At 69.3% G+C, this 21,863-nt stretch carries 19 protein-coding genes and 1 pseudogene; 15 read left to right on the top strand and 5 right to left on the bottom strand.

Annotation, left to right across the window (positions count from 1 at the left end; all coding sequences use genetic code 11):
• Window positions 1-930 (top strand): annotated as a pseudogene (locus IM787_RS19600) (hypothetical protein); the annotation flags it as partial.
• A 61-nt stretch (window positions 931-991) separates the two neighbouring features.
• On the opposite strand, the gene acnB reads toward IM787_RS19600, so the two are convergent.
• The 4 genes from acnB to IM787_RS19580 are packed head-to-tail and all read right to left on the bottom strand — an operon-like array spanning window position 992 to window position 6,306.
• The gene (gene acnB, locus IM787_RS19595; protein ID WP_193678379.1) at window positions 992-3,583 is read right to left on the bottom strand and encodes a bifunctional aconitate hydratase 2/2-methylisocitrate dehydratase; all 2,592 of its coding nucleotides are present in this window, start codon (window positions 3,581-3,583) and stop codon (window positions 992-994) included.
• A gap of 29 nt (window positions 3,584-3,612) precedes the next feature.
• Window positions 3,613-4,299: a hypothetical protein gene (locus IM787_RS19590; RefSeq protein ID WP_193678378.1), complete on the bottom strand. Its 687-nt coding sequence runs from the start codon at window positions 4,297-4,299 to the stop codon at window positions 3,613-3,615.
• Window positions 4,296-5,306 carry an HpcH/HpaI aldolase/citrate lyase family protein gene (locus IM787_RS19585; RefSeq protein ID WP_227494477.1) on the bottom strand — a complete coding sequence of 337 codons (1,011 nt, stop codon included), beginning with the start codon at window positions 5,304-5,306 and terminating at the stop codon, window positions 4,296-4,298. The genes IM787_RS19590 and IM787_RS19585 overlap by 4 nt, the downstream gene beginning before the upstream one ends.
• 13 nt (window positions 5,307-5,319) lie before the next feature.
• Entirely contained in the window at window positions 5,320-6,306 is a 987-nt protein-coding gene (locus IM787_RS19580; protein ID WP_193678377.1) for a malate dehydrogenase, read from the bottom strand.
• Window positions 6,307-6,483: 177 nt separating this feature from the next.
• On the opposite strand from IM787_RS19580, the gene IM787_RS19575 reads away from it, so the two are divergent.
• The 7 genes from IM787_RS19575 (at window position 6,484) to gltA (ending at window position 12,402) form a co-directional block, all read left to right on the top strand.
• On the top strand, window positions 6,484-7,257 hold the full coding sequence (locus IM787_RS19575; protein ID WP_193678376.1) for a GntR family transcriptional regulator: 774 nt from the start codon (window positions 6,484-6,486) through the stop codon (window positions 7,255-7,257).
• Between the two features lie 122 nt (window positions 7,258-7,379).
• On the top strand, window positions 7,380-7,802 hold the full coding sequence (gene sdhC / locus IM787_RS19570; protein WP_193678375.1) for a succinate dehydrogenase, cytochrome b556 subunit: 423 nt from the start codon (window positions 7,380-7,382) through the stop codon (window positions 7,800-7,802).
• A gap of 19 nt (window positions 7,803-7,821) precedes the next feature.
• Window positions 7,822-8,187, top strand: coding sequence for a succinate dehydrogenase, hydrophobic membrane anchor protein (gene sdhD / locus IM787_RS19565; protein WP_193678374.1), 366 nt, complete (start codon window positions 7,822-7,824; stop codon window positions 8,185-8,187).
• Window positions 8,188-8,192: 5 nt separating this feature from the next.
• Window positions 8,193-10,001, top strand: a complete 1,809-nt coding sequence (gene sdhA, locus IM787_RS19560; protein ID WP_193678373.1) for a succinate dehydrogenase flavoprotein subunit — start codon at window positions 8,193-8,195, stop codon at window positions 9,999-10,001.
• A gap of 61 nt (window positions 10,002-10,062) precedes the next feature.
• Window positions 10,063-10,770, top strand: a complete 708-nt coding sequence (locus tag IM787_RS19555; protein WP_193678372.1) for a succinate dehydrogenase iron-sulfur subunit — start codon at window positions 10,063-10,065, stop codon at window positions 10,768-10,770.
• Window positions 10,771-10,781: 11 nt separating this feature from the next.
• A complete protein-coding gene (locus IM787_RS19550; RefSeq protein WP_193678371.1) occupies window positions 10,782-11,072 on the top strand; it encodes an FAD assembly factor SdhE in 291 nt (96 codons plus the stop codon).
• 19 nt (window positions 11,073-11,091) lie between these two features.
• The gene (gltA, locus tag IM787_RS19545) at window positions 11,092-12,402 is read left to right on the top strand and encodes a citrate synthase (protein WP_193678370.1); all 1,311 of its coding nucleotides are present in this window, start codon (window positions 11,092-11,094) and stop codon (window positions 12,400-12,402) included.
• 145 nt (window positions 12,403-12,547) lie between these two features.
• Here the strand turns inward: gltA and IM787_RS19540 are convergent, their stop codons facing one another.
• Window positions 12,548-13,027: a BON domain-containing protein gene (locus IM787_RS19540; protein WP_193678369.1), complete on the bottom strand. Its 480-nt coding sequence runs from the start codon at window positions 13,025-13,027 to the stop codon at window positions 12,548-12,550.
• A gap of 125 nt (window positions 13,028-13,152) precedes the next feature.
• On the opposite strand from IM787_RS19540, the gene IM787_RS19535 reads away from it, so the two are divergent.
• From IM787_RS19535 to IM787_RS19505, 7 genes are all read left to right on the top strand, one after another.
• Window positions 13,153-14,091 (top strand): LysR family transcriptional regulator, encoded by a 939-nt coding sequence (locus tag IM787_RS19535; protein WP_193678368.1) that lies wholly within the window; start codon window positions 13,153-13,155, stop codon window positions 14,089-14,091.
• Window positions 14,092-14,116: 25 nt separating this feature from the next.
• Window positions 14,117-15,538, top strand: coding sequence for a 3-isopropylmalate dehydratase large subunit (leuC, locus tag IM787_RS19530; protein ID WP_193678367.1), 1,422 nt, complete (start codon window positions 14,117-14,119; stop codon window positions 15,536-15,538).
• 17 nt (window positions 15,539-15,555) lie between these two features.
• Window positions 15,556-15,684, top strand: a complete 129-nt coding sequence (locus IM787_RS19525) for an entericidin A/B family lipoprotein (protein ID WP_193678366.1) — start codon at window positions 15,556-15,558, stop codon at window positions 15,682-15,684.
• A gap of 48 nt (window positions 15,685-15,732) precedes the next feature.
• On the top strand, window positions 15,733-16,383 hold the full coding sequence (gene leuD, locus IM787_RS19520; protein ID WP_193678365.1) for a 3-isopropylmalate dehydratase small subunit: 651 nt from the start codon (window positions 15,733-15,735) through the stop codon (window positions 16,381-16,383).
• Window positions 16,384-16,390: 7 nt separating this feature from the next.
• Window positions 16,391-17,482 carry a 3-isopropylmalate dehydrogenase gene (gene leuB, locus IM787_RS19515; RefSeq protein WP_193678364.1) on the top strand — a complete coding sequence of 364 codons (1,092 nt, stop codon included), beginning with the start codon at window positions 16,391-16,393 and terminating at the stop codon, window positions 17,480-17,482.
• Window positions 17,483-17,559: 77 nt separating this feature from the next.
• The gene (gene asd, locus IM787_RS19510; protein WP_193678363.1) at window positions 17,560-18,708 is read left to right on the top strand and encodes an aspartate-semialdehyde dehydrogenase; all 1,149 of its coding nucleotides are present in this window, start codon (window positions 17,560-17,562) and stop codon (window positions 18,706-18,708) included.
• A gap of 221 nt (window positions 18,709-18,929) precedes the next feature.
• On the top strand, window positions 18,930-21,827 hold the full coding sequence (locus IM787_RS19505) for a motility hub landmark protein FimV (protein WP_193678362.1): 2,898 nt from the start codon (window positions 18,930-18,932) through the stop codon (window positions 21,825-21,827).
• Window positions 21,828-21,863 lie beyond the last annotated feature (36 nt).

The following is a 21,863-nucleotide window of genomic DNA, read 5'->3' as shown; positions in this document are numbered from 1 at the left end:
GTCGGCGGCGGTGCCGGGGTCGGCGGCGGTGCCGGTGGCGGTGGCGCCGGCGCCGGCGCCGGTGCAGGCGTTGGCGGCGGCGGCGGTGGCGGCGTCGGCGGCGGCGGAGCGGGTGTCGGCGCGGGCGCCGGCGGCAGCGGCAGCGGCGGCGCGGGCGTCGGCGCCGGCGGCGTGGGCGTCGGTGCTGGCGGCACCGGGGGTGCAGGCGTCGGCGTCGGCGTCGGCAGCGCCAACGGCGGGGGTGCCGGCGGTGCGCCGGCCGGCAACGCAGGCGGCAACGGCGGTGCCAACGTCGGCACGGGCAACAGCGGCAACGGCGTGGGCAACACCGGCCTGGGCAACCAGGGCAACGGCCCGAACGCGGACACCGCCGGCAACGCATGCTGCGGTGGCGGTGCGAACGCCGGCGTCGGCGGTGGCGCGAACGCCGGTGGTGGTGCCAGCGTCGGCGGCGGTGCGGCAGTGGGCGGCACCGGATCCGTCGGCACGGTCGGCACGGTCGGGACCACCGGCACGGTCGGAACCACGGGCACCGTCGGAACGACGGGCACGGTGGGCACCGTTGGAACGACGGGCACGGTGGGCACCACCGGCACGGTCGGCGTGACCGCACCGGACACGGTCACCGTCACCGGCCCGGCCACGGTCACGACCGTCCCGGGCTCGCTGAGCGCACCGTCGGTGGTCGCCGTTCCGGGCGCACCGGCCACCGTCCTCGGCGGGCCGGCCACCGTGACCACGGTCCCCGGCAATGCACTCAGCCAGGACGTGGGCGCCAGTTCCACGGCGCTCGGCGCCGGCAACAGCACGGCGATGGGTGCGGGCGCCGACAGCGGCGCTTCCTCCGCGATGGGTGCGAACGCGGGCAGCACCAGCATGGGCGCGCCCATGAGCCGTGGCCGCCTGCCGGCCAAGGCGGACCGCGGCTGAGCACGCAGCGTCCATGAAAAAAGCGGCCCGCGGGCCGCTTTTTTTTGGACAGCGTGGCCGCTCAGGCCGCCACTTCCCGCGCCGTCTCGGCGTACTCCTCGATCTGGTCGAAGTTCATGTAGCGGTAGACCTTGTCGCCCTGGCTGTTGATCACGCCCATGTCGGACGCGTACTCGGCGACCGTCGGGAGGCGTCCGAGCTTCGACGCGATCGCGGCCAGTTCGGCGGAGGCGAGGAACACGTTGGTGTTCTTGCCCAGGCGGTTGGGGAAGTTGCGCGTGGAGGTCGACACCACGGTGGCGCCTTCCTTCACCTGCGCCTGGTTGCCCATGCACAGGCTGCAGCCGGGCGACTCGGTGCGTGCGCCGGCACCGCCGAAGTTGGCGTAGTGGCCTTCGCGCGTCAGCTGCTCCGCGTCCATCTTGGTCGGCGGCGCGATCCACAGCTTCACCGGGATGTCGCGCTTGCCTTCCAGCAGCGTGGAGGCCGCGCGGAAGTGGCCGATGTTCGTCATGCACGAACCGATGAAGGCCTCGTCGATCTTCGTGTTCTGCACTTCGGACAGCGGCTTGACGTCGTCCGGGTCGTTCGGGCAGCACAGCAGCGGCTCGGTGATCGTGTTCATGTCGATCTCGATCACCTCGGCGTACTCGGCGTCACGGTCGGCCTCCAGCAGCTGCGGGTTCGCGAGCCACGCTTCCACCGCCTTGATGCGGCGCTCCAGCGAACGCTTGTCCTGGTAGCCCTGCGCGATCATGTTCTTCATCAGGACCACGTTCGACTGCAGGTACTCGGCGATCGGCTCCTTGTTCAGCTTCACGGTGCAGCCGGCGGCGGAGCGCTCGGCCGACGCGTCGCTGAGTTCGAAAGCCTGTTCCACCTTCAGGTCCGGCAGGCCCTCGATCTCGAGGATGCGGCCGGAGAAGGCGTTGACCTTGCCCTGCTTGGCGACGGTCAGCAGGCCCTGCTTCATCGCGAAGTAGGGGATGGCGTGCACCAGGTCGCGCAGCGTGATGCCGGGCTGCATCTCGCCCTTGAAGCGGACCAGCACCGACTCGGGCATGTCCAGCGGCATCACGCCCGTGGCCGCCGCGAAGGCGACGAGGCCGGAGCCTGCCGGGAAGCTGATGCCGATGGGGAAGCGGGTGTGGCTGTCGCCGCCGGTGCCCACGGTGTCGGGCAGCAGCAGGCGGTTCAGCCAGCTGTGGATGACGCCGTCGCCCGGCTTCAGCGCGACGCCGCCGCGGTTGCTGATGAAGGCCGGCAGCTCGCGGTGCGTCTTGACGTCCACGGGCTTCGGGTAGGCGGAGGTGTGGCAGAACGACTGCATCACCATGTCGGCGGAGAAGCCCAGGCAGGCCAGGTCCTTCAGTTCGTCGCGCGTCATCGGGCCGGTCGTGTCCTGGCTGCCGACGGTCGTCATGCGGGGCTCGCAGTACGTGCCCGGGCGCACGCCCTTGCCTTCCGGCAGGCCGCAGGCGCGGCCGACCATCTTCTGGGCCACGGTGAAGCCCTTGCCGGAATCGGCGGTGGGCTTGGGCAGGCGGAACACGGTGGAGGCGCCCAGGCCCAGGAATTCGCGGGCCTTCGCGGTGAGCGAGCGGCCGATGATCAGGTTGATGCGGCCGCCGGCGCGCACTTCGTCCAGCAGCACGTCGTTCTTCAGCTGGAAGCGCTCGATGACCGCGCCGTCGCGCTCGATCGTGCCTTCGTACGGATAGATGTCGATGACGTCGCCCATGTTCAGCTTCGCCACGTCGACTTCGATCGGCAGGGCGCCGGAGTCCTCCTGCGTGTTGAAGAAGATCGGCGCGATCTTGCCGCCCAGGGTGACGCCGCCGAAGCGCTTGTTCGGCACGAACGGGATGTCCTGGCCCGTCGCCCAGATCACGCTGTTGGTAGCGGACTTGCGCGAGGAGCCGGTGCCGACCACGTCGCCGACGTAGGCGACCTGGTGGCCCTTGGCCTTGAGCTCCTCGATGAATTTCATGGGGCCGCGCTTGCCCTCTTCCTCGGGCTGGAACGCGGCGCCGGGACGGCTGTTCTTCAGCATCGCCAGCGTGTGCAGCGGGATGTCGGGACGCGACCAGGCATCGGGCGCGGGCGACAGGTCGTCCGTGTTCGTCTCGCCCGGCACCTTGAAGACGGTGACGGTGATCTTCTGCGGCACTTCGGTGCGGGTGGTGAACCACTCGGCCTCGGCCCAGGACTGCATCACTTCCTTGGCGAACGCGTTGTTGGCCTTGGCCTTCTCCGCGACGTCGTGGAAGTAGTCGAACATCAGCAGCGTCTTCTTCAGGCCGTCGGCGGCGACCTGTGCCACCTCCGCGTCGTCCAGCAGGTCGATCAGCGGCTTGACGTTGTAGCCGCCGACCATGGTGCCGAGCAGTTCGGTCGCCTTGGCCTTCGAGATCGCGTTGACGGTGAGGTCCCCATGCGCGACGGCCGCCAGGAAGCTGGCCTTGACCTTGGCCGCGTCGTCCACGCCCGGCGGCACCCGGTGCGTCAGCAGGTCCAGCAGGAAGGCTTCTTCCTTGGCCGGGGCCGACTTGATCAGCTCGATCACGTCGGCGGTCTGCTTGGCGGACAGGGGCAGCGGGGGAATGCCGAGCGCAGCGCGTTCGGCAACGTGTTCAACGTAGGCTTGCAACATGGGGTTCTCCGTTCAAATCGGTGTCGGCGTCATCGCGCCGGCGCCGGGGCCGCCGCGGGTGCGGGCGCGGCCGGCGCGGCGGAGGGCGCGGTGTCGGTGGGGGCCGGCGTCGCGGCAGGCGCGGCGGCGGGTGCGGTGGTGGCAGGTGCGGTCGCGGCCGGTGCGGCGGCAGCGGCAGGGGCCGGTTCGAGCAGGTTGACCGCCTTCATGTTCTTCGCGAACTCGGCCTGCTCGGGGCTCACGCACTCGTCGGCGAGGCGCTTGCCTTCCTTCTGGTTCATGAGCATGGACTTGTTGCCGATCTGCAGCCACAGCGCGCCGCGGGCGGGATCCTCCAGGCGGATCGCGCCGGTCTTGCTCTCCACCGGGTGCATCACGAAGCGGTTGATGCCGTGGGACACCAGGAAGTAGCCGGCGCGGCGGCGCGGCGTGACCTTCACGTGCGCGCCCAGTTCGCACTTGATCTCGCCGGTGTAGACGCGCTTGGCGATCTCGAGTTCGGCGGGCGTGAGCTTGTCGGCCGGATCGTTCTCCTCCAGCGGCGTGGACAGCTCGATGGCCTCGCGGCGCGAAGCCGGTGCCGCCTTGGCGGCCGCCGGCTTGCCGGACTTGGCCGCGGGCTTCGCGGCGGGCTTGCCGGCCGGCTGCGCCGGCGCCTGCGCGAACGCGGCGGTGCACAGCGAGGAAATCAGGACGGTGGCGAACAGGAACTTCATTGACGTCTCTCCGTTGGACTGGGGACGCGGGCGGCGAACCATTCCCGCGCTTCATCGGGGAGCTGCCTGCCGGTCTGGTGTGCCCTCTCCAGCACCTGCCAGTAGTAGCGGTAGCTCGCCCTGTCCTCGAGTTTGCCGTCGAAGCTGATGGGCGCCCATTGCGCGGCTTCGGCGGCCCGCAGAAGTTGTGACGCCTTGTGTATTTCGTCAGCAGCGGGAGCGAACACTTCGACGATGGCCCTGATCTGGTCGGGGTGGATGCTCCACATGCGCGTGTAACCGAACTCGTTGGCCGCACGCGACGCCGCGGCGCGGAAGGCGGCCTGGTCGCGGATCTCGGTGACGACGCCGTGCGACGGCACCTTGCCGTGCGCGTGGCAGGCGGAGGCGATCTCCAGCTTGGCGCGCACCACCAGCGGATGCGTGAACTGGCCCTGCACGCCCATGCCGGCGGACGGGATCGCGCCGCCGTGCGCCGAGACGAAGTCCATCAGCCCGAAACTGAGGGACTGCAGGCGCGGATGCGCGGCGATGTCGAAGGCGCGGTGCACCGCCGCCGGCGACTCGACCAGGCCTTGCAGCGGCAGCTGCTTCGCGCCGGCGGCATCGAGCGCACGGGCGGCACGTTCCACGTCCTCGGGCCGTTCGACCTTCGGCAGCATCACGTGCACGAGGCGGTGGCCCGCCCGCCCGGCGATGGTGGCGATGTCGGCTTCGAACGCCGGATGGTCGACGGGATGGACGCGGACCGCGACGCGGGCGTCGGGCGCGGCGCCCAGCGCGAGCTCCACCACCAGGGCGGCGTGCTCGGCCTCCCCGCCGACCGGCGCGCCGTCCTCGCAATCCAGCGTCACGTCGAACACGCACGCGCCGAATTCCTGCGTCATCTCCTGCTGGAGCTGCAGGCTCTTGCGCATGCGCGCCTCCACGCCGCTGTAGTGGTCGCACACCGGCAGGGTGCCGGTGCGCGCCTGGGCGCCGAGGAGGATGTCGCGCGGGTGGGCCATCCGTCCGTTTGCCTTACAGGAGGTGCGCCACGCCCTGCTGCTCTTCCTGCAGTTCCTTCAGCGTGATGTTGATGCGTTCCTGCGAGAAGGCGTCGATCTCCAGGCCTTCGACGACCTTGTACTCGCCGTTCTGCGTCGTGACCGGGAAGCCGAACATGGTGTCCTTGGGGATGCCGTACTGGCCGTCCGACGGGATGCCCATGGTGACCCACTTGCCGTTGGTGCCCAGGGCCCAGTCGCGCATGTGGTCGATGGCGGCGTTGGCGGCGGAAGCGGCGGACGACAGGCCGCGCGCCTCGATGATGGCGGCGCCGCGCTTGCCGACGGTGGGCAGGAAGGTGTTGGCGTTCCACTCCTGGTCGTTGATCAGGTCCTTGACGGCCTTGCCGTTGACCGTGGCGAAGCGGTAGTCGGCGTACATCGTGGGCGAGTGGTTGCCCCACACCGTCAGCTTCTCGATGTCCTTGACCTGGGTGCCGGTCTTGGCGGCGACCTGCGACAGCGCGCGGTTATGGTCCAGGCGGAGCATGGCGGTGAAGTTCTTGCGCGGCAGGCTGGGCGCGCTCTTCATCGCGATGTAGGCGTTGGTGTTGGCGGGGTTGCCCACGACCAGCACCTTCACGTTGCGCGACGCCACCTTGTCGAGGGCCTTGCCCTGCGCGGTGAAGATGGCGGCGTTGGCGGACAGCAGGTCCTTGCGCTCCATGCCGGGGCCGCGCGGGCGGGCGCCGACCAGCAGCGCGTAGTCGGTGTCCTTGAACGCCGTCATCGGGTCGCCGTGGGCTTCCATGCCGGCCAGCAGCGGGAACGCGCAGTCTTCCAGCTCCATCATCACGCCCTTGAGGGCCTTCTGCGCCTTCTCGTCCGGGATCTCCAGCAGCTGCAGGATCACGGGCTGGTCCTTGCCCAGCATCTCGCCGGAGGCGATGCGGAACAGCAGGGCGTAACCGATCTGGCCGGCGGCGCCGGTGACGGCGACGCGAACGGGCTTCTTGCTCATGGGAATCTCCGAAGGAAGGTTGGCGAATACGGCAGTCGCAAGGGGCGCGGCGGGGGTGGCGGAGGCCCTGCGGACAGCCTGCGAGTTTACCCGTAGCCCCGCAGGCGGTCAATTTGTCTTATGTCTTATATAAGATATGATTGCCCGCACCGACGGCGTCCGCGCCGTCCCGTCGCCATGGCCGTGCACCAACCCTCCTCCACCGAACCCGCGAGCGATGCCGCGGGGCCGGCGACGCCCGCCTTCAGCCCGCTGTACCAGCAGATCAAGGGGCTGATCCTGCAAAGCCTGCAGGCCGGCGAGTGGAAGCCCGGCGAGGCGATCCCCAGCGAGATGGACCTTGCCGCGCGCTTCCGCGTGAGCCAAGGCACGGTGCGCAAGGCCATCGACGAACTCGCGGCCGAGAACCTCGTGGTGCGCCGCCAGGGCAAGGGCACCTTCGTCGCCACGCACGCCGAGCAGCACGTGCGCTACCGCTTCCTGAAGCTCGTGCCGGACAGCGGCGACGAGGGTCCGGCGCAGCGCACGATCCTGGAATGCCGCCGCGGCCGCGCCAGCGCCGAGATCGCGCGCGCGCTGGCCCTGCGCACCTCCGACCCCGTGGTGCAGGTCCGGCGCGTGCTGTCCTTCGGCGGCGTGCCGACCATCCTGGAGGACATCTGGCTGCCGGGGAATGCCTTCAAGGGGCTGACGGCCGAACAGCTGGCCAGCCACCAGGGCCCGACCTACGTGCTCTTCGAAGTGGAGTTCGGCGTGCGCATGGTGCGGGCGGAGGAAAAGATCCGGGCGGTCGCCGCCGACGCGCAGCATGCGCGGTTGCTCGCGGTGGACGCGGGCGCGCCGCTGCTGTCGGTGGAACGCCTTTCGCACACCTACAACGACGTCCCGATGGAACTGCGCCGGGGGCTGTATCGCACCGACACGCACCACTACCGCAACGACCTGAGCTGACCCGCCGGCGGGTCGCGAAAACGCAACCCTGGTGTCAGGTTGTTGCGTTGCAATAGAATTTTGGGCTGTCCGCCTTTCCTCCCCCTTCCCGTTTTCCCGCGCAGCCCCTGAAAGAACCACCCATGACAGTCGCCCAGAAGCGGCCGGAATTCCGCAACATCAACGCGTTCAAGGATTTGCCGACCTACCGGCTGCCCGCCCCCGGCTGGGTGTCGATCCTGCACCGCATCAGCGGCGTGCTGATGTTCGTGCTGCTGCCGCTGGTGATCTGGATGTTCGACACCTCGGTGTCCTCCGAGATCTCCTTCGCGCGCTTCCGCAACGCCTTCAACAACGGCGCGCTGGGCGTGCTGATGAAGCTGGTCGCGCTGGGCCTCATCTGGGCCTACCTGCACCACTTCATCGCCGGCCTGCGCCACGTCTGGATGGACGTGAGCCACAAGGCGGTGAGCAAGAGCTGGGGCGGCAGCTCCGCCAAGTTCACCCTCGTCGCCAGCCTCGTGCTGACCGTCGTCCTCGGCGCGAAGCTGTTCGGCGTCTACTGACCCCCGGAGCAAGAACCCCATGGCAGTCAACTACGGTTCCCGGCGCACGGTCGTCGGCGCGCACTACGGCACCCGCGACTGGCTGGCGCAACGCGTCACCGCCGTCCTCATGGCGCTCTTCACCCTGGTGGTGCTGGCGCAGGTGATCTTCTCCCGCGGCCCGATCGGCTACGACAGCTGGGCCGGCATCTTCCACCCGCAGTGGATGAAGGCCCTGACCTTCGCCACCGTCGTGGCCCTGATCTACCACGTGTGGGTCGGCATGCGCGACGTGCTGATGGACTACGTCAAGCCGGTCGGCATCCGCCTCGCGCTGCAGATCCTGGTGATCGTGTGGCTGCTGGGTTGCGCGGCTTGGGCCATCCAGGCCCTGTGGAGAGTCTGAAGAACATGGCATACACCACCAACAACATCACGACGCGCAAGTTCGACGTCGTCATCGTCGGCGCCGGCGGCTCCGGCATGCGCGCCTCCCTGCAGCTGTCCCTGGCCGGCCTGAATGTGGCCGTGCTGTCCAAGGTGTTCCCCACCCGCTCGCACACCGTGGCGGCGCAGGGCGGCATCGGCGCCTCTCTCGGCAACATGTCCGAGGACAACTGGCACTACCACTTCTACGACACCGTCAAGGGCTCCGACTGGCTCGGCGACCAGGACGCCATCGAGTTCATGTGCCGCGAGGCGCCGAAGGTCGTGTACGAGCTCGAGCACTTCGGCATGCCCTTCGACCGCAATCCGGACGGCACGATCTACCAGCGTCCCTTCGGCGGCCACACCGCGAACTACGGCGAAAAACCGGTGCAGCGCGCCTGCGCCGCCGCCGACCGCACCGGCCACGCGATGCTGCACACGCTGTACCAGCAGAACGTCAAGGCACGCACCAGCTTCTTCGTCGAGTGGATGGCACTGGACCTGATCCGCGACGCCGAGGGCGACGTGGTCGGCGTGACCGCGCTGGAGATGGAGACGGGCGACCTGCACGTGCTGCACGCCAAGACCGTGCTGCTGGCGACCGGCGGCGCCGGCCGCATCTACCAGGCTTCGACCAACGCCTTCATCAACACCGGCGACGGCCTGGGCATGGCGGCCCGCGCCGGCATCCCGCTGGAAGACATGGAGTTCTGGCAGTTCCACCCGACCGGCGTGGCCGGCGCGGGCGTGCTGCTCACCGAAGGCTGCCGCGGCGAGGGCGCGATCCTGCTGAACAGCAAGGGCGAGCGCTTCATGGAGCGCTACGCCCCGACGCTGAAGGACCTGGCGCCGCGCGACTTCGTCTCCCGCTCCATGGACCAGGAGATCAAGGAAGGCCGCGGCTGCGGGCCGAACAAGGACTACGTGCTGCTCAAGCTCGACCACCTGGGCGCCGAGACCATCCACAAGCGCCTGCCTTCCGTCTACGAGATCGGCGTGAACTTCGCCAACGTCGACATCACGCGCGAGCCGATCCCGGTCGTGCCCACCATCCACTACCAGATGGGCGGCATCCCGACCAACATCCACGGCCAGGTCGTGGTGCAGAAGCCGGGCGACGACAACCAGCCCCTCAACGGCCTGTACGCGGTGGGCGAATGCTCCTGCGTCAGCGTGCACGGCGCCAACCGCCTGGGCACCAACTCGCTGCTGGACCTGCTGGTGTTCGGCAAGGCTGCCGGCAACCACATCGTCGACTTCGCCAGCCGCACCAAGTCGCACAAGCCGCTGCCCGCCGGCGCCGCCGACCGCACGCTGGAGCGCCTGAACCGCCTGGAGAACGCTTCCAGCGGCGAGTACGCGCAGGACGTCGCCAACGACATCCGCGCCTCCATGCAGGCGCACGCCGGCGTGTTCCGCACCCAGGCCAGCATGGACGAGGGCGTGCGCAAGATCGCGGCCATCCGCGAGCGCGTGAACGCGATCGGCCTGAAGGACAAGTCGCGCGTCTTCAACACGGCGCGCGTCGAGGCGCTGGAAGTCGAGAACCTGATCGAGGCCGCCCAGGCCACCATCGTCTCGGCGGCCGCCCGCAAGGAATGCCGCGGCGCCCACACGGTGAGCGACTACGAGCGCCCGGCCGACGACGCCACGGCGCCGCTGGGCCGCGACGACGCCAACTGGATGAAGCACTCGCTGTTCTACAGCGAAGGCGCGCGCCTGGCGTACAAGCCGGTCAAGCTGAAGCCGCTGTCGGTGGACTCGGTGCCGCCGAAGGTCCGCACTTTCTGAGCACCTTCGCGTTACGTACTTCTGCGGACCTGCAAACGGCCTAGATTCAAAGAGATCCAACATGCAAAAGCGCACCTTCCACATCTACCGATACGACCCGGACAAGGACGCCAAGCCGTTCATGCAGACGGTGGAGATCGAGCTCGAGGGCAACGAGCGCATGCTGCTCGACGCGCTGATGAAGCTCAAGGCGCAGGACCCGACGCTGTCGTTCCGCCGCTCCTGCCGCGAGGGCGTCTGCGGCTCCGACGCGATGAACATCAACGGCAAGAACGGCCTGGCCTGCCTGACCAACCTGCTGCAGCTGGGCGACAAGCCGATCGTGCTCAAGCCGCTGCCGGGGCTGCCGGTGATCCGCGACCTGATCGTGGACATGACCGACTTCTTCAAGCAGTACCACTCGATCAAGCCCTACCTCGTGAACGAGGACATCCCGCCCGAGAAGGAGCGGCTGCAGTCGCCCGAGGAGCGCGACGAGCTGAACGGCCTGTACGAGTGCATCCTGTGCGCGAGCTGCTCCACCAGCTGCCCCAGCTTCTGGTGGAACCCGGACAAGTTCGTCGGCCCGGCCGGCCTGCTGCAGGCGTACCGCTTCATCGCCGACAGCCGCGACCAGGCCACCAACGACCGCCTGGACAACCTGGAAGACCCGTACCGGCTGTTCCGCTGCCACACGATCATGAATTGCGTCGACGTCTGCCCCAAGGGCCTGAATCCGACCATGGCGATCGGCAAGATCAAGGAGCTGATGGTCCGCCGGTCCGTCTGAGCGGGTGCAAAATGACCGAAGCGCTGCTGGATGAACGGGGCCTGAGCAAGCTGCGCTGGCGCTGCCGGCGCGGGCTGCTGGAGAACGACCTGCTCATCGAGCGGTTCTTCGACCGCCATGCCGTGGGCCTGACCGTGCGGCAGGCCGACGCGCTGTGCGAACTGATGGACCTGGCGGACAACGACCTGCTGGACCTGCTGCTGCGGCGCAAGGACCCGGAAGGCGCGCTGGACCGGCCGGACGTGAAGGAAGTGCTGGAGATGCTGCGCATGCCGCCGGCCGCATCCCAGGTTGGGCATTGAAACTGACTAGGAATCAACCATGAAACTCGCCGACAACAAGGCCACCCTGTCGTTCAGCAACGGCGGCCCGAGCGTGGAGATGCCCGTCTACCAGGGCACCATCGGCCCGGACGTGATCGACATCCGCAAGCTGTACGCGCAGACGGGCATGTTCACGTACGACCCGGGCTTCATGTCCACGGCGTCGTGCCAGTCGACCATCACGTACATCGACGGCGACAAGGGCGAGCTGCTGTACCGCGGCTACCCCATCGAGCAGCTCGCGACCTCGTGCGACTACCTCGAGACCTGCTACCTGCTGCTGTACGGCGAGCTGCCCAACCCGCAGCAGAAGTCCGACTTCGTGGCCCGCGTGACCAACCACACGATGGTCAACGAGCAGATGCAGTTCTTCCTGCGCGGCTTCCGCCGCGACGCGCACCCGATGGCCGTGATGACGGGCCTGGTCGGCGCCCTGTCGGCCTTCTATCACGACAGCACGGACATCAACAATCCCGAGCACCGCGAGATCTCCGCGATCCGCCTGATCGCGAAGATGCCGACGCTGGTGGCCATGGCGTACAAGTACTCCATGGGGCAGCCGTACATGTACCCGAAGAACTCGCTGTCCTATACGGCGAACTTCATGCGCATGATGTTCGCCACGCCGTGCGAGGAGTACGAGCCCAACGACGTGCTGGTGCGCGCGATGGACCGCATCTTCATCCTGCACGCCGACCACGAGCAGAACGCCTCCACCTCCACGGTGCGCCTGTGCGGCTCCTCCGGCACCAACCCGTTCGCGGCCATCGCGGCCGGCGTGGCCTGCCTCTGGGGCCCCGCCCACGGCGGTGCCAACGAAGCGGCGCTGAACATGCTGGAAGACATCCAGAAGATGGGCGGCGTGGCCAAGATCGGCGAGTTCGTGGCCAAGGTGAAGGACAAGAACAGCGGCATCAAGCTGATGGGCTTCGGCCACCGCGTGTACAAGAACTACGACCCGCGCGCCAAGCTGATGCGCGAGACCTGCCACGAGGTGCTGTCGGAGCTGGGCCTGGAGAACGATCCCCTCTTCAAGCTGGCCATGGCGCTGGAGAAGGTCGCGCTGGAAGACGAGTACTTCGTCTCCCGCAAGCTGTACCCGAACGTCGACTTCTACTCCGGCATCGTGCAGCGCGCGATCGGCATCCCGGTCAGCCTGTTCACCGCGATCTTCGCGCTGGCCCGCACCGTCGGCTGGATCGCCCAGCTCAACGAGATGATCGGCGACCCCGAGTACAAGATCGGCCGCCCGCGCCAGCTGTTCACCGGCGCGACCAAGCGCGACGTGGCGCCCATCGGCAAGCGCTGATCGAGCGCTCGCAGGAAGAGGCCCGCTCGCGCGGGCCTTTTCTTTTGTGAAGGCCCTGGATCCCCGCCTGCGCGGGGATGACGGTGGCTTGGGCGGGGCCATTCGGGGAATCCGTCATTCCCGCGCAGGCGGGAACCCAGGGCATTCAAGGCCGCGCCAGCGGATACCGAGGCTTTTCATCCGCTCCCACCATCAGCTGGTTCACCACGCCCATCACGTCGTCGACCAGCAGCACGGCCCGCTCCATCTCCTCCTTTTGCCGGGCGGTCCGCACGCAGCCCATCAGCGTCACCAGCCGGCGTTCGCCTTGCACCCACACCGTGGTGTCGTCGAAGCGGCCGTCCATGCGCAGGTACTGCTGCACGCGCGGGATGATCTCCTTGTCGTAGAGGTAGCTGTTCGGCAGCCGGCAACGGCCCACGCGGTAGCAGCTGCCGCCGTGCTGCGAGCGCACGTGCGCTTCCTTGCGGACCTCTTCCTCGGTGAATCCCGGCGGCCGGGGCGCCGGGCAGCCGGCCAGGGCGGAGGTGACCTGCAGGGAGGGGTCGTCGAAGGCGTTGCGGCGGTCCTGCGCGCTGGAAGGCAGCACCAGCAGGAGGGCCAGGAGGCAGGGCAGGAATTTCATGGCGCCGGATGCTCGCGCGAACCGACCCGGCCAGGCAAGGAGGGCATCGCGGATCGCGATGGCGGAGCAGGCGCTTCTCATGGACAATCCGCATTCGCCATCGCCATCCGCGATGCCTCACCGCCATGCCCGCCTCCGAACGTTCCTTCGCCCGCCGGATCGACCTCACCTCGCTGCAGCTGTTCGTGGCGGTGTGCGAGCTCGGCTCCATCGGCAAGGCGGCCGAACGCGAATTCATCGCCGCCTCCGCGGTGAGCAAGCGGCTGTCGGACCTGGAGGCGACGCTGGAGACGCCGCTGCTGTATCGCCACACGCGGGGGGTGAAACTCACGCCGGCCGGCGAAAGCCTGCTGCACCACGCACGCACCGTCCTCTTCAGCCTGGAGAAGATGCAGGCGGAACTGTCCGAGTACGCGGACGGCGTGCGCGGACACGTGCGCATCCACGCCAACATTTCCGCCATCGTGCAGTTCCTGCCGGAGGACCTGGGCGCCTTCAGCCGCGAGCACCCGCAGGTCAAGATCGACCTGGAGGAACACCTGAGCAACGAGGTGGTCCGGGCCGTGCAGGAAGGTGCGGCGGACCTCGGCATCTGCAACGTCCCCGCGGCCGGCCGCGACCTCCAGACCCTGCCCTACCGGCGCGACGAGCTGGTGCTGATCGTGCCGCGCGGCCATGCCTTGGCCGGCCGCCAGCGGGTGCCGTTCGAGGCTTCCCTGGAGTTCGACCACGTCGGGCTGCACGCCAACAGCTCCATCCACCTGGCGATGCGCGAGGCCGCCGCCGCCGCGGGCCGGGCGATCCGCCTGCGCATCCACGTCACGGGGCTCGACGCCATGTGCCGCATGATCCACAACGGGCTCGGCGTCGGCGTCATGCCGCACCGCGCCTTCACGCTGATGCACGGCGTCGGCGACCTGGAATGCGTGCGCCTCGCCGACCCCTGGGCGACGCGCGACATCCGGCTCGTCGCGCGCGATTTCTCCACCCTGCCCCTCACCGCCCGCCTGCTGGTCGACCACCTGCGGTCGCGCGCCGAAGAGGGCGAAGCGCTGGCCGCATAGAATTTCTCGCAAAGGAAAGCCCCCCATGGGACGCACGCTGTACGACAAGATCTGGGACGAGCACGTCGTCCACACCGAGGAGGACGGCACGGCCGTCCTCTACATCGACCGCCACCTGGTGCACGAGGTCACCAGCCCGCAGGCCTTCGAAGGCCTGCGCGAAGCCGGCCGCAAGGTCTGGCGCATCAGCTCGGTGGTGGCCACTGCCGACCACAACACGCCCACCACCGGCTGGGACCGCGGCTACGACGGCATCACCGACCCGATCTCCAAGCAGCAAATCACCACGCTCGACCAGAACATCGGCGAGTTCGGCGCGGCCGCCTACTTCCCCTTCCTGTCCAAGCGCCAGGGCATCGTGCACGTCATCGGCCCGGAGTCCGGCGCGACGCTGCCCGGCATGACCGTGGTCTGCGGCGACTCGCACACGTCCACCCACGGCGCGTTCGGGGCGCTGGCCCACGGCATCGGCACCTCGGAGGTCGAGCACGTGCTGGCCACGCAGACGCTGCTGGCCAAGAAGGCGAAGAACATGCTGGTGCAGGTGGAGGGCAAGCTCCCCCTGGGCGTGACCGCGAAGGACATCGTGCTGGCCATCATCGGCCGCATCGGCACCGCCGGCGGCACGGGCTACACCATCGAATTCGCGGGCTCGGCCATCCGCAGCCTGTCGATGGAAGGCCGCATGACCGTCTGCAACATGGCCATCGAGGCCGGCGCCCGTGCCGGCCTGGTGGCCGTCGACGAGAAGACGATCGAGTACGTCCGCGGCCGGCCGCTGGCGCCCAAGGGCGTCGAATGGGACCAAGCGGTCGCGTACTGGAAGACGCTGCAGTCGGACGCCGACGCGAAGTTCGACGCGGTGGTGAAGCTGGACGCCGCGCAGATCGTGCCGCAGGTCACCTGGGGCACCTCGCCCGAGATGGTGACATCCATCGACGGGCGCGTGCCCGACCCGGACAAGGAAAAAGACGCCAACAAGCGCGACGCGATCGAGCGGGCGCTGACTTACATGGGGCTGCAGCCCGGCAAGCGGATGGACGACATCTACGTCGACAAGGTGTTCATCGGCTCCTGCACCAACAGCCGCATCGAGGACATGCGCGAGGCCGCCGCGATGGTGAAGAAGCTCGGGCGCCGCGTCGCGCCGAACATCAAGGCGGCGCTGATCGTGCCCGGTTCGGGCGTGGTGAAGGACCAGGCCGAACGCGAGGGCCTGCACGAGATCTTCCAGGCCGCGGGCTTCGAATGGCGCGAGCCGGGCTGCTCCATGTGCCTGGCCATGAACGCCGACCGGCTCGAGCCCGGCGAGCGCTGCGCCTCCACCAGCAACCGCAATTTCGAAGGCCGCCAGGGCGCCGGCGGCCGCACGCACCTCGTGAGTCCCGCCATGGCGGCCGCTGCCGCTGTCCATGGCCATTTCGTCGACGTCCGGCAGTTCGCCTGAAACCTGAAGGAGCCCCCATGACCAAGACCATCGCCACCCTCCTCGCCGCCGCGTTCGTGCTGGCCGGCTGCAACACCGTCCGCGGCGTCGGCCAGGACGTGCAGAAGGCCGGGGAGAAGATCGAAGACGTGGGCAAGAAGAAATAAGGACCTGGGGACGGACCACCAGCGAAGCGGTGCTCGGCCCCTCTGATCATGGAATCATTTCAAATCCACAAGGGCGTGGTCGCCCCCATCGACCGCGAGAACGTCGACACCGACGCGATCATTCCCAAGCAGTTCCTCAAACGCATCACCAAGACGGGGTTCGGCCCGAACCTGTTCGACGAGTGGCGCTACCTGGACCCGGGCCAGCCCGATTCCGACCCGGCGTCCCGCAAGCCGAACCCGGACTTCGTGCTGAACCAGCCGCGCTACCGCAACGCTTCGGTGCTGCTGGCGCGCCGGAACTTCGGCTGCGGCTCCTCGCGCGAGCATGCGCCGTGGGCGATCCAGCAGTACGGCTTCCGCGCCCTGATCGCGCCCAGCTACGCCGACATCTTCTTCAACAACTGCTTCAAGAACGGCCTGCTGCCGATCGTGCTGCCGGAATCCACCGTCGCGAAGCTGTTCGACGAGGTCTACGCCTTCCCGGGCTACGAACTCACGATCGACCTGGAGCGCCAGGTCGTGGTGAAGCCGCAGGGCGAGGAGATCCCGTTCGAGGTCCAGGCGTTCCGCAAGTACTGCCTGCTCAACGGGCTGGACGACATCGGCCTCACGCTGCGGCAGTCCGACAAGATCAAGGCCTTCGAGGCCCGGCGCCTGGCCACCAAGCCCTGGCTCGCCCACACCCTGCAAGGATAGGAAAGCAATGAAGATCGCAGTGCTGCCGGGCGACGGCATCGGCACCGAAATCGTGGCCGAGGCCGTGAAGGTGCTCCAGGTCCTCGACCTGCAGTTCGAGATGGAGACCGCGGACGTCGGCGGCGTGGCCTACGACCGCCATGGCCATCCGCTGCCCGAGGCGACGCTGAAGCTGGCCAAGGAAGCGGACGCCGTGCTGTTCGGCGCCGTGGGCGACTGGAAGTACGACAAGCTGGAGCGGCAGTTCCGCCCGGAGCAGGCCATCCTGGGCCTGCGCAGGAACCTCGGCCTGTTCGCGAACTTCCGCCCGGCGATCTGCTACGAGCAGCTGACGCACGCCTCCAGCCTCAAGCCGGAGCTCGTGAGCGGCCTCGACATCCTGATCATCCGCGAGCTGACCGGCGACATCTATTTCGGCCAGCCGCGCGGCCGGCGCGCCTCGCCCGACGGCGCGTTCGCCGGCGCGGAGGAGGCGTTCGACACGATGCGCTACACCCGCCCGGAGATCGAGCGGATCGCGCACGTTGCCTTCCAGGCCGCGCGCAAGCGCAGCAAGAGGGTGACCAGCGTCGACAAGGCCAACGTGCTGGAAACCTTCCAGTTCTGGAAGGACGTGGTCACGGAAGTCGGCCAGCAGTATCCCGACGTGAAGCTGGACCACATGTACGTGGACAACGCGGCCATGCAGCTGGTCAAGCAGCCCAAGGCCTTCGACGTGGTGGTCACCGGCAACATGTTCGGCGACATCCTGTCCGACGAGGCCGCGATGCTGACCGGCTCCATCGGCATGCTGCCCTCGGCCAGCCTGAACGCGTCCAGCCAGGGGCTGTACGAGCCGTCCCACGGCAGCGCGCCGGACATCGCCGGCAAGGGCATCGCCAATCCTTTGGCTACAATACTGTCAGCCGCCATGATGCTCCGCTTCTCCCTGAACCAGCCCCACGCCGCCGACCGCATCGAGTCCGCGGTGAAGGACGTGCTGGCGCAGGGGCTGCGCACGGCCGACATCTGGTCGGAAGGCACCCGCAAGGTCGGTACCCGCGAGATGGGCGACGCGGTGGTTGCGGCCATCACCAAGAAGACGATTACCAAGAGCTAGCAGGCTCCGGTTCGTCGCGCCCGTTCCCCGGCCAGACGAGCCGGGGAAACACAGGACTTCCACTGAAAGGCGCGACGATGACTCTCTCCAACGCACAACAACCGCTGGTCGGCCTCGTCGGCTGGCGCGGCATGGTCGGCTCGGTCCTCATGGACCGCATGCAGGCCGAAGGCGACTTCGGCCTGATCGAGCCGGTGTTCTTCTCCACCTCCAATGCCGGCGGCAAGGCCCCGGCCATGGCGAAGAACGAGACCGCGCTGAAGGACGCCTTCGACATCGAGGCGCTGAAGAAGTGCGACATCGTCATCACCGCCCAGGGTGGGGACTACACCACCGAGGTGTTCCCCAAGCTCCGCGCGGCCGGCTGGAGCGGCCACTGGATCGATGCGGCCTCCACCCTGCGCATGAAGGACGACGCGGTCATCATCCTGGACCCCGTCAACCTGCCCGTCATCAAGAACGCCCTGGGCAAGGGCGGCCGCAACTGGATCGGCGGCAACTGCACCGTCAGCTGCATGCTGATGGGCGTGGGCGCGCTGTACAAGGCGGGCCTGGTCGAGTGGATGACCAGCATGACCTACCAGGCGGCGTCCGGCGGCGGCGCCCAGCACATGCGCGAGCTGCTCACGCAGTTCGGCACGCTGAACGGCGAGGTGCGCGCGCTGCTGGACGACCCGAAGTCCGCGATCCTCGAGATCGACCGCAAGGTGCTGGCGCGCCAGCAGTCGATGTCGGGCGAAGAGACCACCAACTTCGGCGTGCCGCTGGGCGGCTCGCTGATCCCCTGGATCGACAAGGACCTGGGCGGCGGCGTGTCGCGCGAGGAATGGAAGGCCGGCGCCGAGACCAACAAGATCCTGGGACAGGGCGAGGCGTTCGGCACGCAGGCCGTACCGGTCGACGGCTTCTGCGTGCGCGTGGGCGCCATGCGCTGCCACTCGCAGGCGCTCACCTTCAAGCTGAAGAAGGACGTGCCGCTCGCCGACCTCGAGGCCATGATCGCCGCCGACAACGAGTGGGTGAAGGTGGTGCCCAACACGCGCGAAGCAACGCTGCAGGGCCTCACGCCGGTGGCCGTCACAGGCACGCTGCAGATCCCCGTGGGCCGCATCCGCAAGCTCGCGATGGGTTCCGACTACGTCGGCGCGTTCACCATCGGCGACCAGCTGCTGTGGGGCGCGGCGGAGCCGCTGCGCCGCATGCTGCGCATCCTGCTCGACGCCTGAACGGCGTCGCGCGGGGTGACGAAAAGCGCCGCGATGCGGCGCTTTTTTCTGGACCATCGGCTGTATCCACGCGTTACGGCGCGTTGTCCAGCGACAACAAGGACGCGTGCGACAAGCTGTGTGCAAGCGTTCCACGGACGTTAAGCGGTGTCTCAGCTTGTCAGTCTAAGACGTTGCTGCTATGGTCCTTTTTCGAATTAAGCCTCGAGGCAATGGCCCGCATGAAGAGAACAAGACTGCCTCTCGAACGAGCAGTGGGGACGCCGAATCCGAAGAGCCTGCCGAAGCACCGGCTGTCCGCGCTAGCACTGGCCGCGGCAGTCACCTTCGGCTTCGCGCCTTCCGACGCGCAAGCCCTGGCCCTCGGCCGTGTGCAGGTCCAGTCCGCGCTGGGCGAGCCGCTGCGTGCCGAGGTCGACGTGCCGCAGATCTCGCCCGAGGAGATCAACTCGCTGCGCGCGAACATCGCCGCGCCGCAGGCCTTCCGTTCGGCAGGCCTCGAATACAGCCCCGCGCTCGCCAACGTCAGCATCACGCTGCAGCGCCGTCCGGACGGCAGCTACTTCCTGCAGCTGGCGAGCGACCGCGCCGTCAACGAACCCTTCGTCGACGTGATCCTGGAAGCCGCCTGGTCGTCGGGCCGCGTGCAGCGTGACTTCACCATGCTGTTCGACCCGCCGAGCCTGCGCCAGCCCGGCGCCCCGCTGACGGCCCGGGTCACCCCGCCGGCGCAACGCGCGCCCGGCGGCTCCGCCACCACGCGACCGGCCCCTGCCCCGCGCGCCGCCAGCCCGGCGCCCGCCGCGCCGGCGCCCTCGTCTTCCGCTCCCGCGCCTTCCGCCTCCGCCCCGGCACCCGCCGCCGCGCCCACGCCTTCCGGCGACGGCAAGCGCGTGACCGTGCAGGCCGGCGACACGGCCGGCCGCATCGCGGCGGCCAACAAGCCGGCCAGCGTCTCGCTGGACCAGATGCTGGTGGCGCTGCTGCAAGCCAACCCCGACGCATTCGTCGACGGCAACGTGAACCGCTTGCGCGCCGGCGCCGTGCTGGAAGTGCCCAGCGGCGACCAGGCCAGCGCCGTGGCGCCCGAGCAGGCCCGCCAGACGCTGGTGGTGCAAAGCCGCGACTTCAACGAGTTCCGCCGCCGCCTCGCCGAAGGCGTGCCCGCCTCCTCGGCGCCCACCGCCGGCCGTGCCGCCAGCGGCCAGGTGCAGGCGCAGGTGGAAGACCGCCGCGCCGGCCAGGCCAACGCCGACCGCCTGCAGCTCTCCAAGGGCGCCGTGCAGGGCAAGGCCGCCGCCGACCAGATCGCCCGCGACCGCGCGGCCCGCGATGCCGCCACGCGCGTCGCCGAGCTGAACAAGAACCTCTCGGACCTGAACCGGCTGCAAGGCGCCACGCCGGGTGCCGCCGGTACCGGCACGGGAACGGGCACCCGCCCGGGCGCCGGCATCCCGACGCCGCCCGGCGTGACCGCACCCGCACCCGCACCCGCGCCCCGCCCCGGCACGACCACGGCCGCGGCGCCTGCCGCGGGGACGCCCGCCACCGCCGCGCCGCGCGCTGCGGCGCCCGCCCCGACGCCTGCACCGACCCCGGCGCCTACGCCGGCGCCCACTCCGGCTCCGACGCCGGCCCCCACTCCGGCTCCGACGCCGGCACCGACGCCTGCCCCCACGCCCGCACCCGCACCCGCGGCAGCGGCCGTGACCACGCCGGCGGCGAGCGCCGCCGCCCCGGCTCCGTCCGAAACCCCGGCCGCCGCCGGCACGCCCGCTGCGTCCGCGGCGGCCGCGGCCGTGGCGCCCGCCGCAACGACCGCTGCCGCCCCCGCGGCGGCGCCTGTCCGCCGCCCGCCGCCGCCGCCCGAACCCGAGCCGAGCCTGCTGGACGACCTGCAGGAGAACCCGCTGGTGCCCGCGCTGGCCGTGGCCCTGCTGGCCATCCTGGCGGGCTTCGGTTTCTACAAGCTGCGCCAGAAGCGCAAGACGGCCGCCGTCGACAGCTCCTTCCTCGAAAGCCGCCTGCAGCCGGATTCCTTCTTCGGCGCCAGCGGCGGGCAGCGCATCGACACCGCCGAGACCAACAACCCCACGGGTTCGTCGATGGTCTATTCGCCCAGCCAGCTCGACGCCGCCGGCGACGTCGACCCGGTGGCCGAGGCCGACGTGTACCTGGCCTACGGCCGCGACCTGCAGGCCGAGGAAATCCTCAAGGAAGCGCTGCGGATCAACCCGCAACGCGTCGCGATCCACGCCAAGCTGCTCGAGATCTACGCGAAGCGGCGTGACGTGAAAGCGTTCGAAGTCGTCGCCGCCGAGGCCTACAACCTCACGCGCGGCTCCGGCCAGGAGTGGGAGCACATCTGCGACCTGGGCCGCGACCTCGATCCGCAGAACCCGCTGTACCGCGGTGGCCAGCCCGGCGCAGGGGCCGTGGCCGCCGCCGCCGGTGGTGCCGCTCTGGCAGCCGCCGCGCGCCCCGCGCCGGCCCCGGCTCCCGCCGCGTCCGACATCGACCTGGACCTGGACTTCTCCCTCGGGGACGAGCCGGAGACGCTGCAGCCGCCGGCACCGGCGCCCGTGGCGGCCGCCCGCCCGGCGCCCGCGCCGGCACCGGTGGTGGAACCGCCGCCGATGGTCATGGACTTCAGCAGCGCGCCCAGCCTGGACCTCGGCAAGACGCAGCCGGTGCAGCTCGAATCGCCCTCGCTGAACGTCGATGCCAACAGCCTCGACTTCTCGCCGTCCCCGGTCCCCGCTCCCGTCGCCAAGGCGGCACCGGCCCCGGCACCGGCCGCTCCCGACAACGGGATGATGGAGTTCGACCTCGGCGGCCTGTCCCTGGACCTGCCCGGCAGCGCTGCGCCTGCGCCCGCACCGGCCGCGAAGGCCCCGGCGTTCGCCGCGGACCCGGCGCTGAACCTCGACGTCGCGCCCCCCGCTGCCTCCGGTGACGCGGACGGCGACAGCCCGCTGGCCACCAAGCTGGCCCTGGCGGAGGAGTTCAACGCGATCGGCGACGCCGACGGCGCCCGCAGCCTGGCCGAGGAAGTGCTGGCCGAAGCCTCGGGCGACCTGAAGTCCCGCGCGCAGCGCCTGCTGGCCGAAATCGGCTAAGGTCGCCATCCGCAGACGCAAGAAGGGCCGCGCAGC

It is taken from the genome of Ramlibacter pallidus (genome assembly GCF_015070875.1).
GTDB lineage: Bacteria > Pseudomonadota > Gammaproteobacteria > Burkholderiales > Burkholderiaceae_C > Ramlibacter > Ramlibacter pallidus.
The sequence above is the reverse complement of the archived record's forward strand: the minus strand, read 5'-3'. Positions and strand labels throughout refer to the sequence as shown.

Bases quoted from the DNA above. Each gene is read 5' to 3' on its own strand.
- asd (WP_193678363.1), top strand. From the start codon at position 17,560: ATGACTCTCTCCAACGCACAACAACCGCTGGTCGGCCTCGTCGGCTGG.
- sdhA (WP_193678373.1), top strand. From the start codon at position 8,193: ATGGCATACACCACCAACAACATCACGACGCGCAAGTTCGACGTCGTC.
- leuC (WP_193678367.1), top strand. From the start codon at position 14,117: ATGGGACGCACGCTGTACGACAAGATCTGGGACGAGCACGTCGTCCAC.
- IM787_RS19585 (WP_227494477.1), bottom strand. From the start codon at position 5,306: ATGGCCCACCCGCGCGACATCCTCCTCGGCGCCCAGGCGCGCACCGGC.
- IM787_RS19575 (WP_193678376.1), top strand. From the start codon at position 6,484: ATGGCCGTGCACCAACCCTCCTCCACCGAACCCGCGAGCGATGCCGCG.
- IM787_RS19505 (WP_193678362.1), top strand. From the start codon at position 18,930: ATGAAGAGAACAAGACTGCCTCTCGAACGAGCAGTGGGGACGCCGAAT.
- IM787_RS19555 (WP_193678372.1), top strand. From the start codon at position 10,063: ATGCAAAAGCGCACCTTCCACATCTACCGATACGACCCGGACAAGGAC.
- leuB (WP_193678364.1), top strand. From the start codon at position 16,391: ATGAAGATCGCAGTGCTGCCGGGCGACGGCATCGGCACCGAAATCGTG.
- leuD (WP_193678365.1), top strand. From the start codon at position 15,733: ATGGAATCATTTCAAATCCACAAGGGCGTGGTCGCCCCCATCGACCGC.
- gltA (WP_193678370.1), top strand. From the start codon at position 11,092: ATGAAACTCGCCGACAACAAGGCCACCCTGTCGTTCAGCAACGGCGGC.
- acnB (WP_193678379.1), bottom strand. From the start codon at position 3,583: ATGTTGCAAGCCTACGTTGAACACGTTGCCGAACGCGCTGCGCTCGGC.
- IM787_RS19535 (WP_193678368.1), top strand. From the start codon at position 13,153: ATGCCCGCCTCCGAACGTTCCTTCGCCCGCCGGATCGACCTCACCTCG.
- IM787_RS19540 (WP_193678369.1), bottom strand. From the start codon at position 13,027: ATGAAATTCCTGCCCTGCCTCCTGGCCCTCCTGCTGGTGCTGCCTTCC.
- IM787_RS19580 (WP_193678377.1), bottom strand. From the start codon at position 6,306: ATGAGCAAGAAGCCCGTTCGCGTCGCCGTCACCGGCGCCGCCGGCCAG.
- IM787_RS19525 (WP_193678366.1), top strand. From the start codon at position 15,556: ATGACCAAGACCATCGCCACCCTCCTCGCCGCCGCGTTCGTGCTGGCC.
- sdhD (WP_193678374.1), top strand. From the start codon at position 7,822: ATGGCAGTCAACTACGGTTCCCGGCGCACGGTCGTCGGCGCGCACTAC.
- sdhC (WP_193678375.1), top strand. From the start codon at position 7,380: ATGACAGTCGCCCAGAAGCGGCCGGAATTCCGCAACATCAACGCGTTC.
- IM787_RS19590 (WP_193678378.1), bottom strand. From the start codon at position 4,299: ATGAAGTTCCTGTTCGCCACCGTCCTGATTTCCTCGCTGTGCACCGCC.
- IM787_RS19550 (WP_193678371.1), top strand. From the start codon at position 10,782: ATGACCGAAGCGCTGCTGGATGAACGGGGCCTGAGCAAGCTGCGCTGG.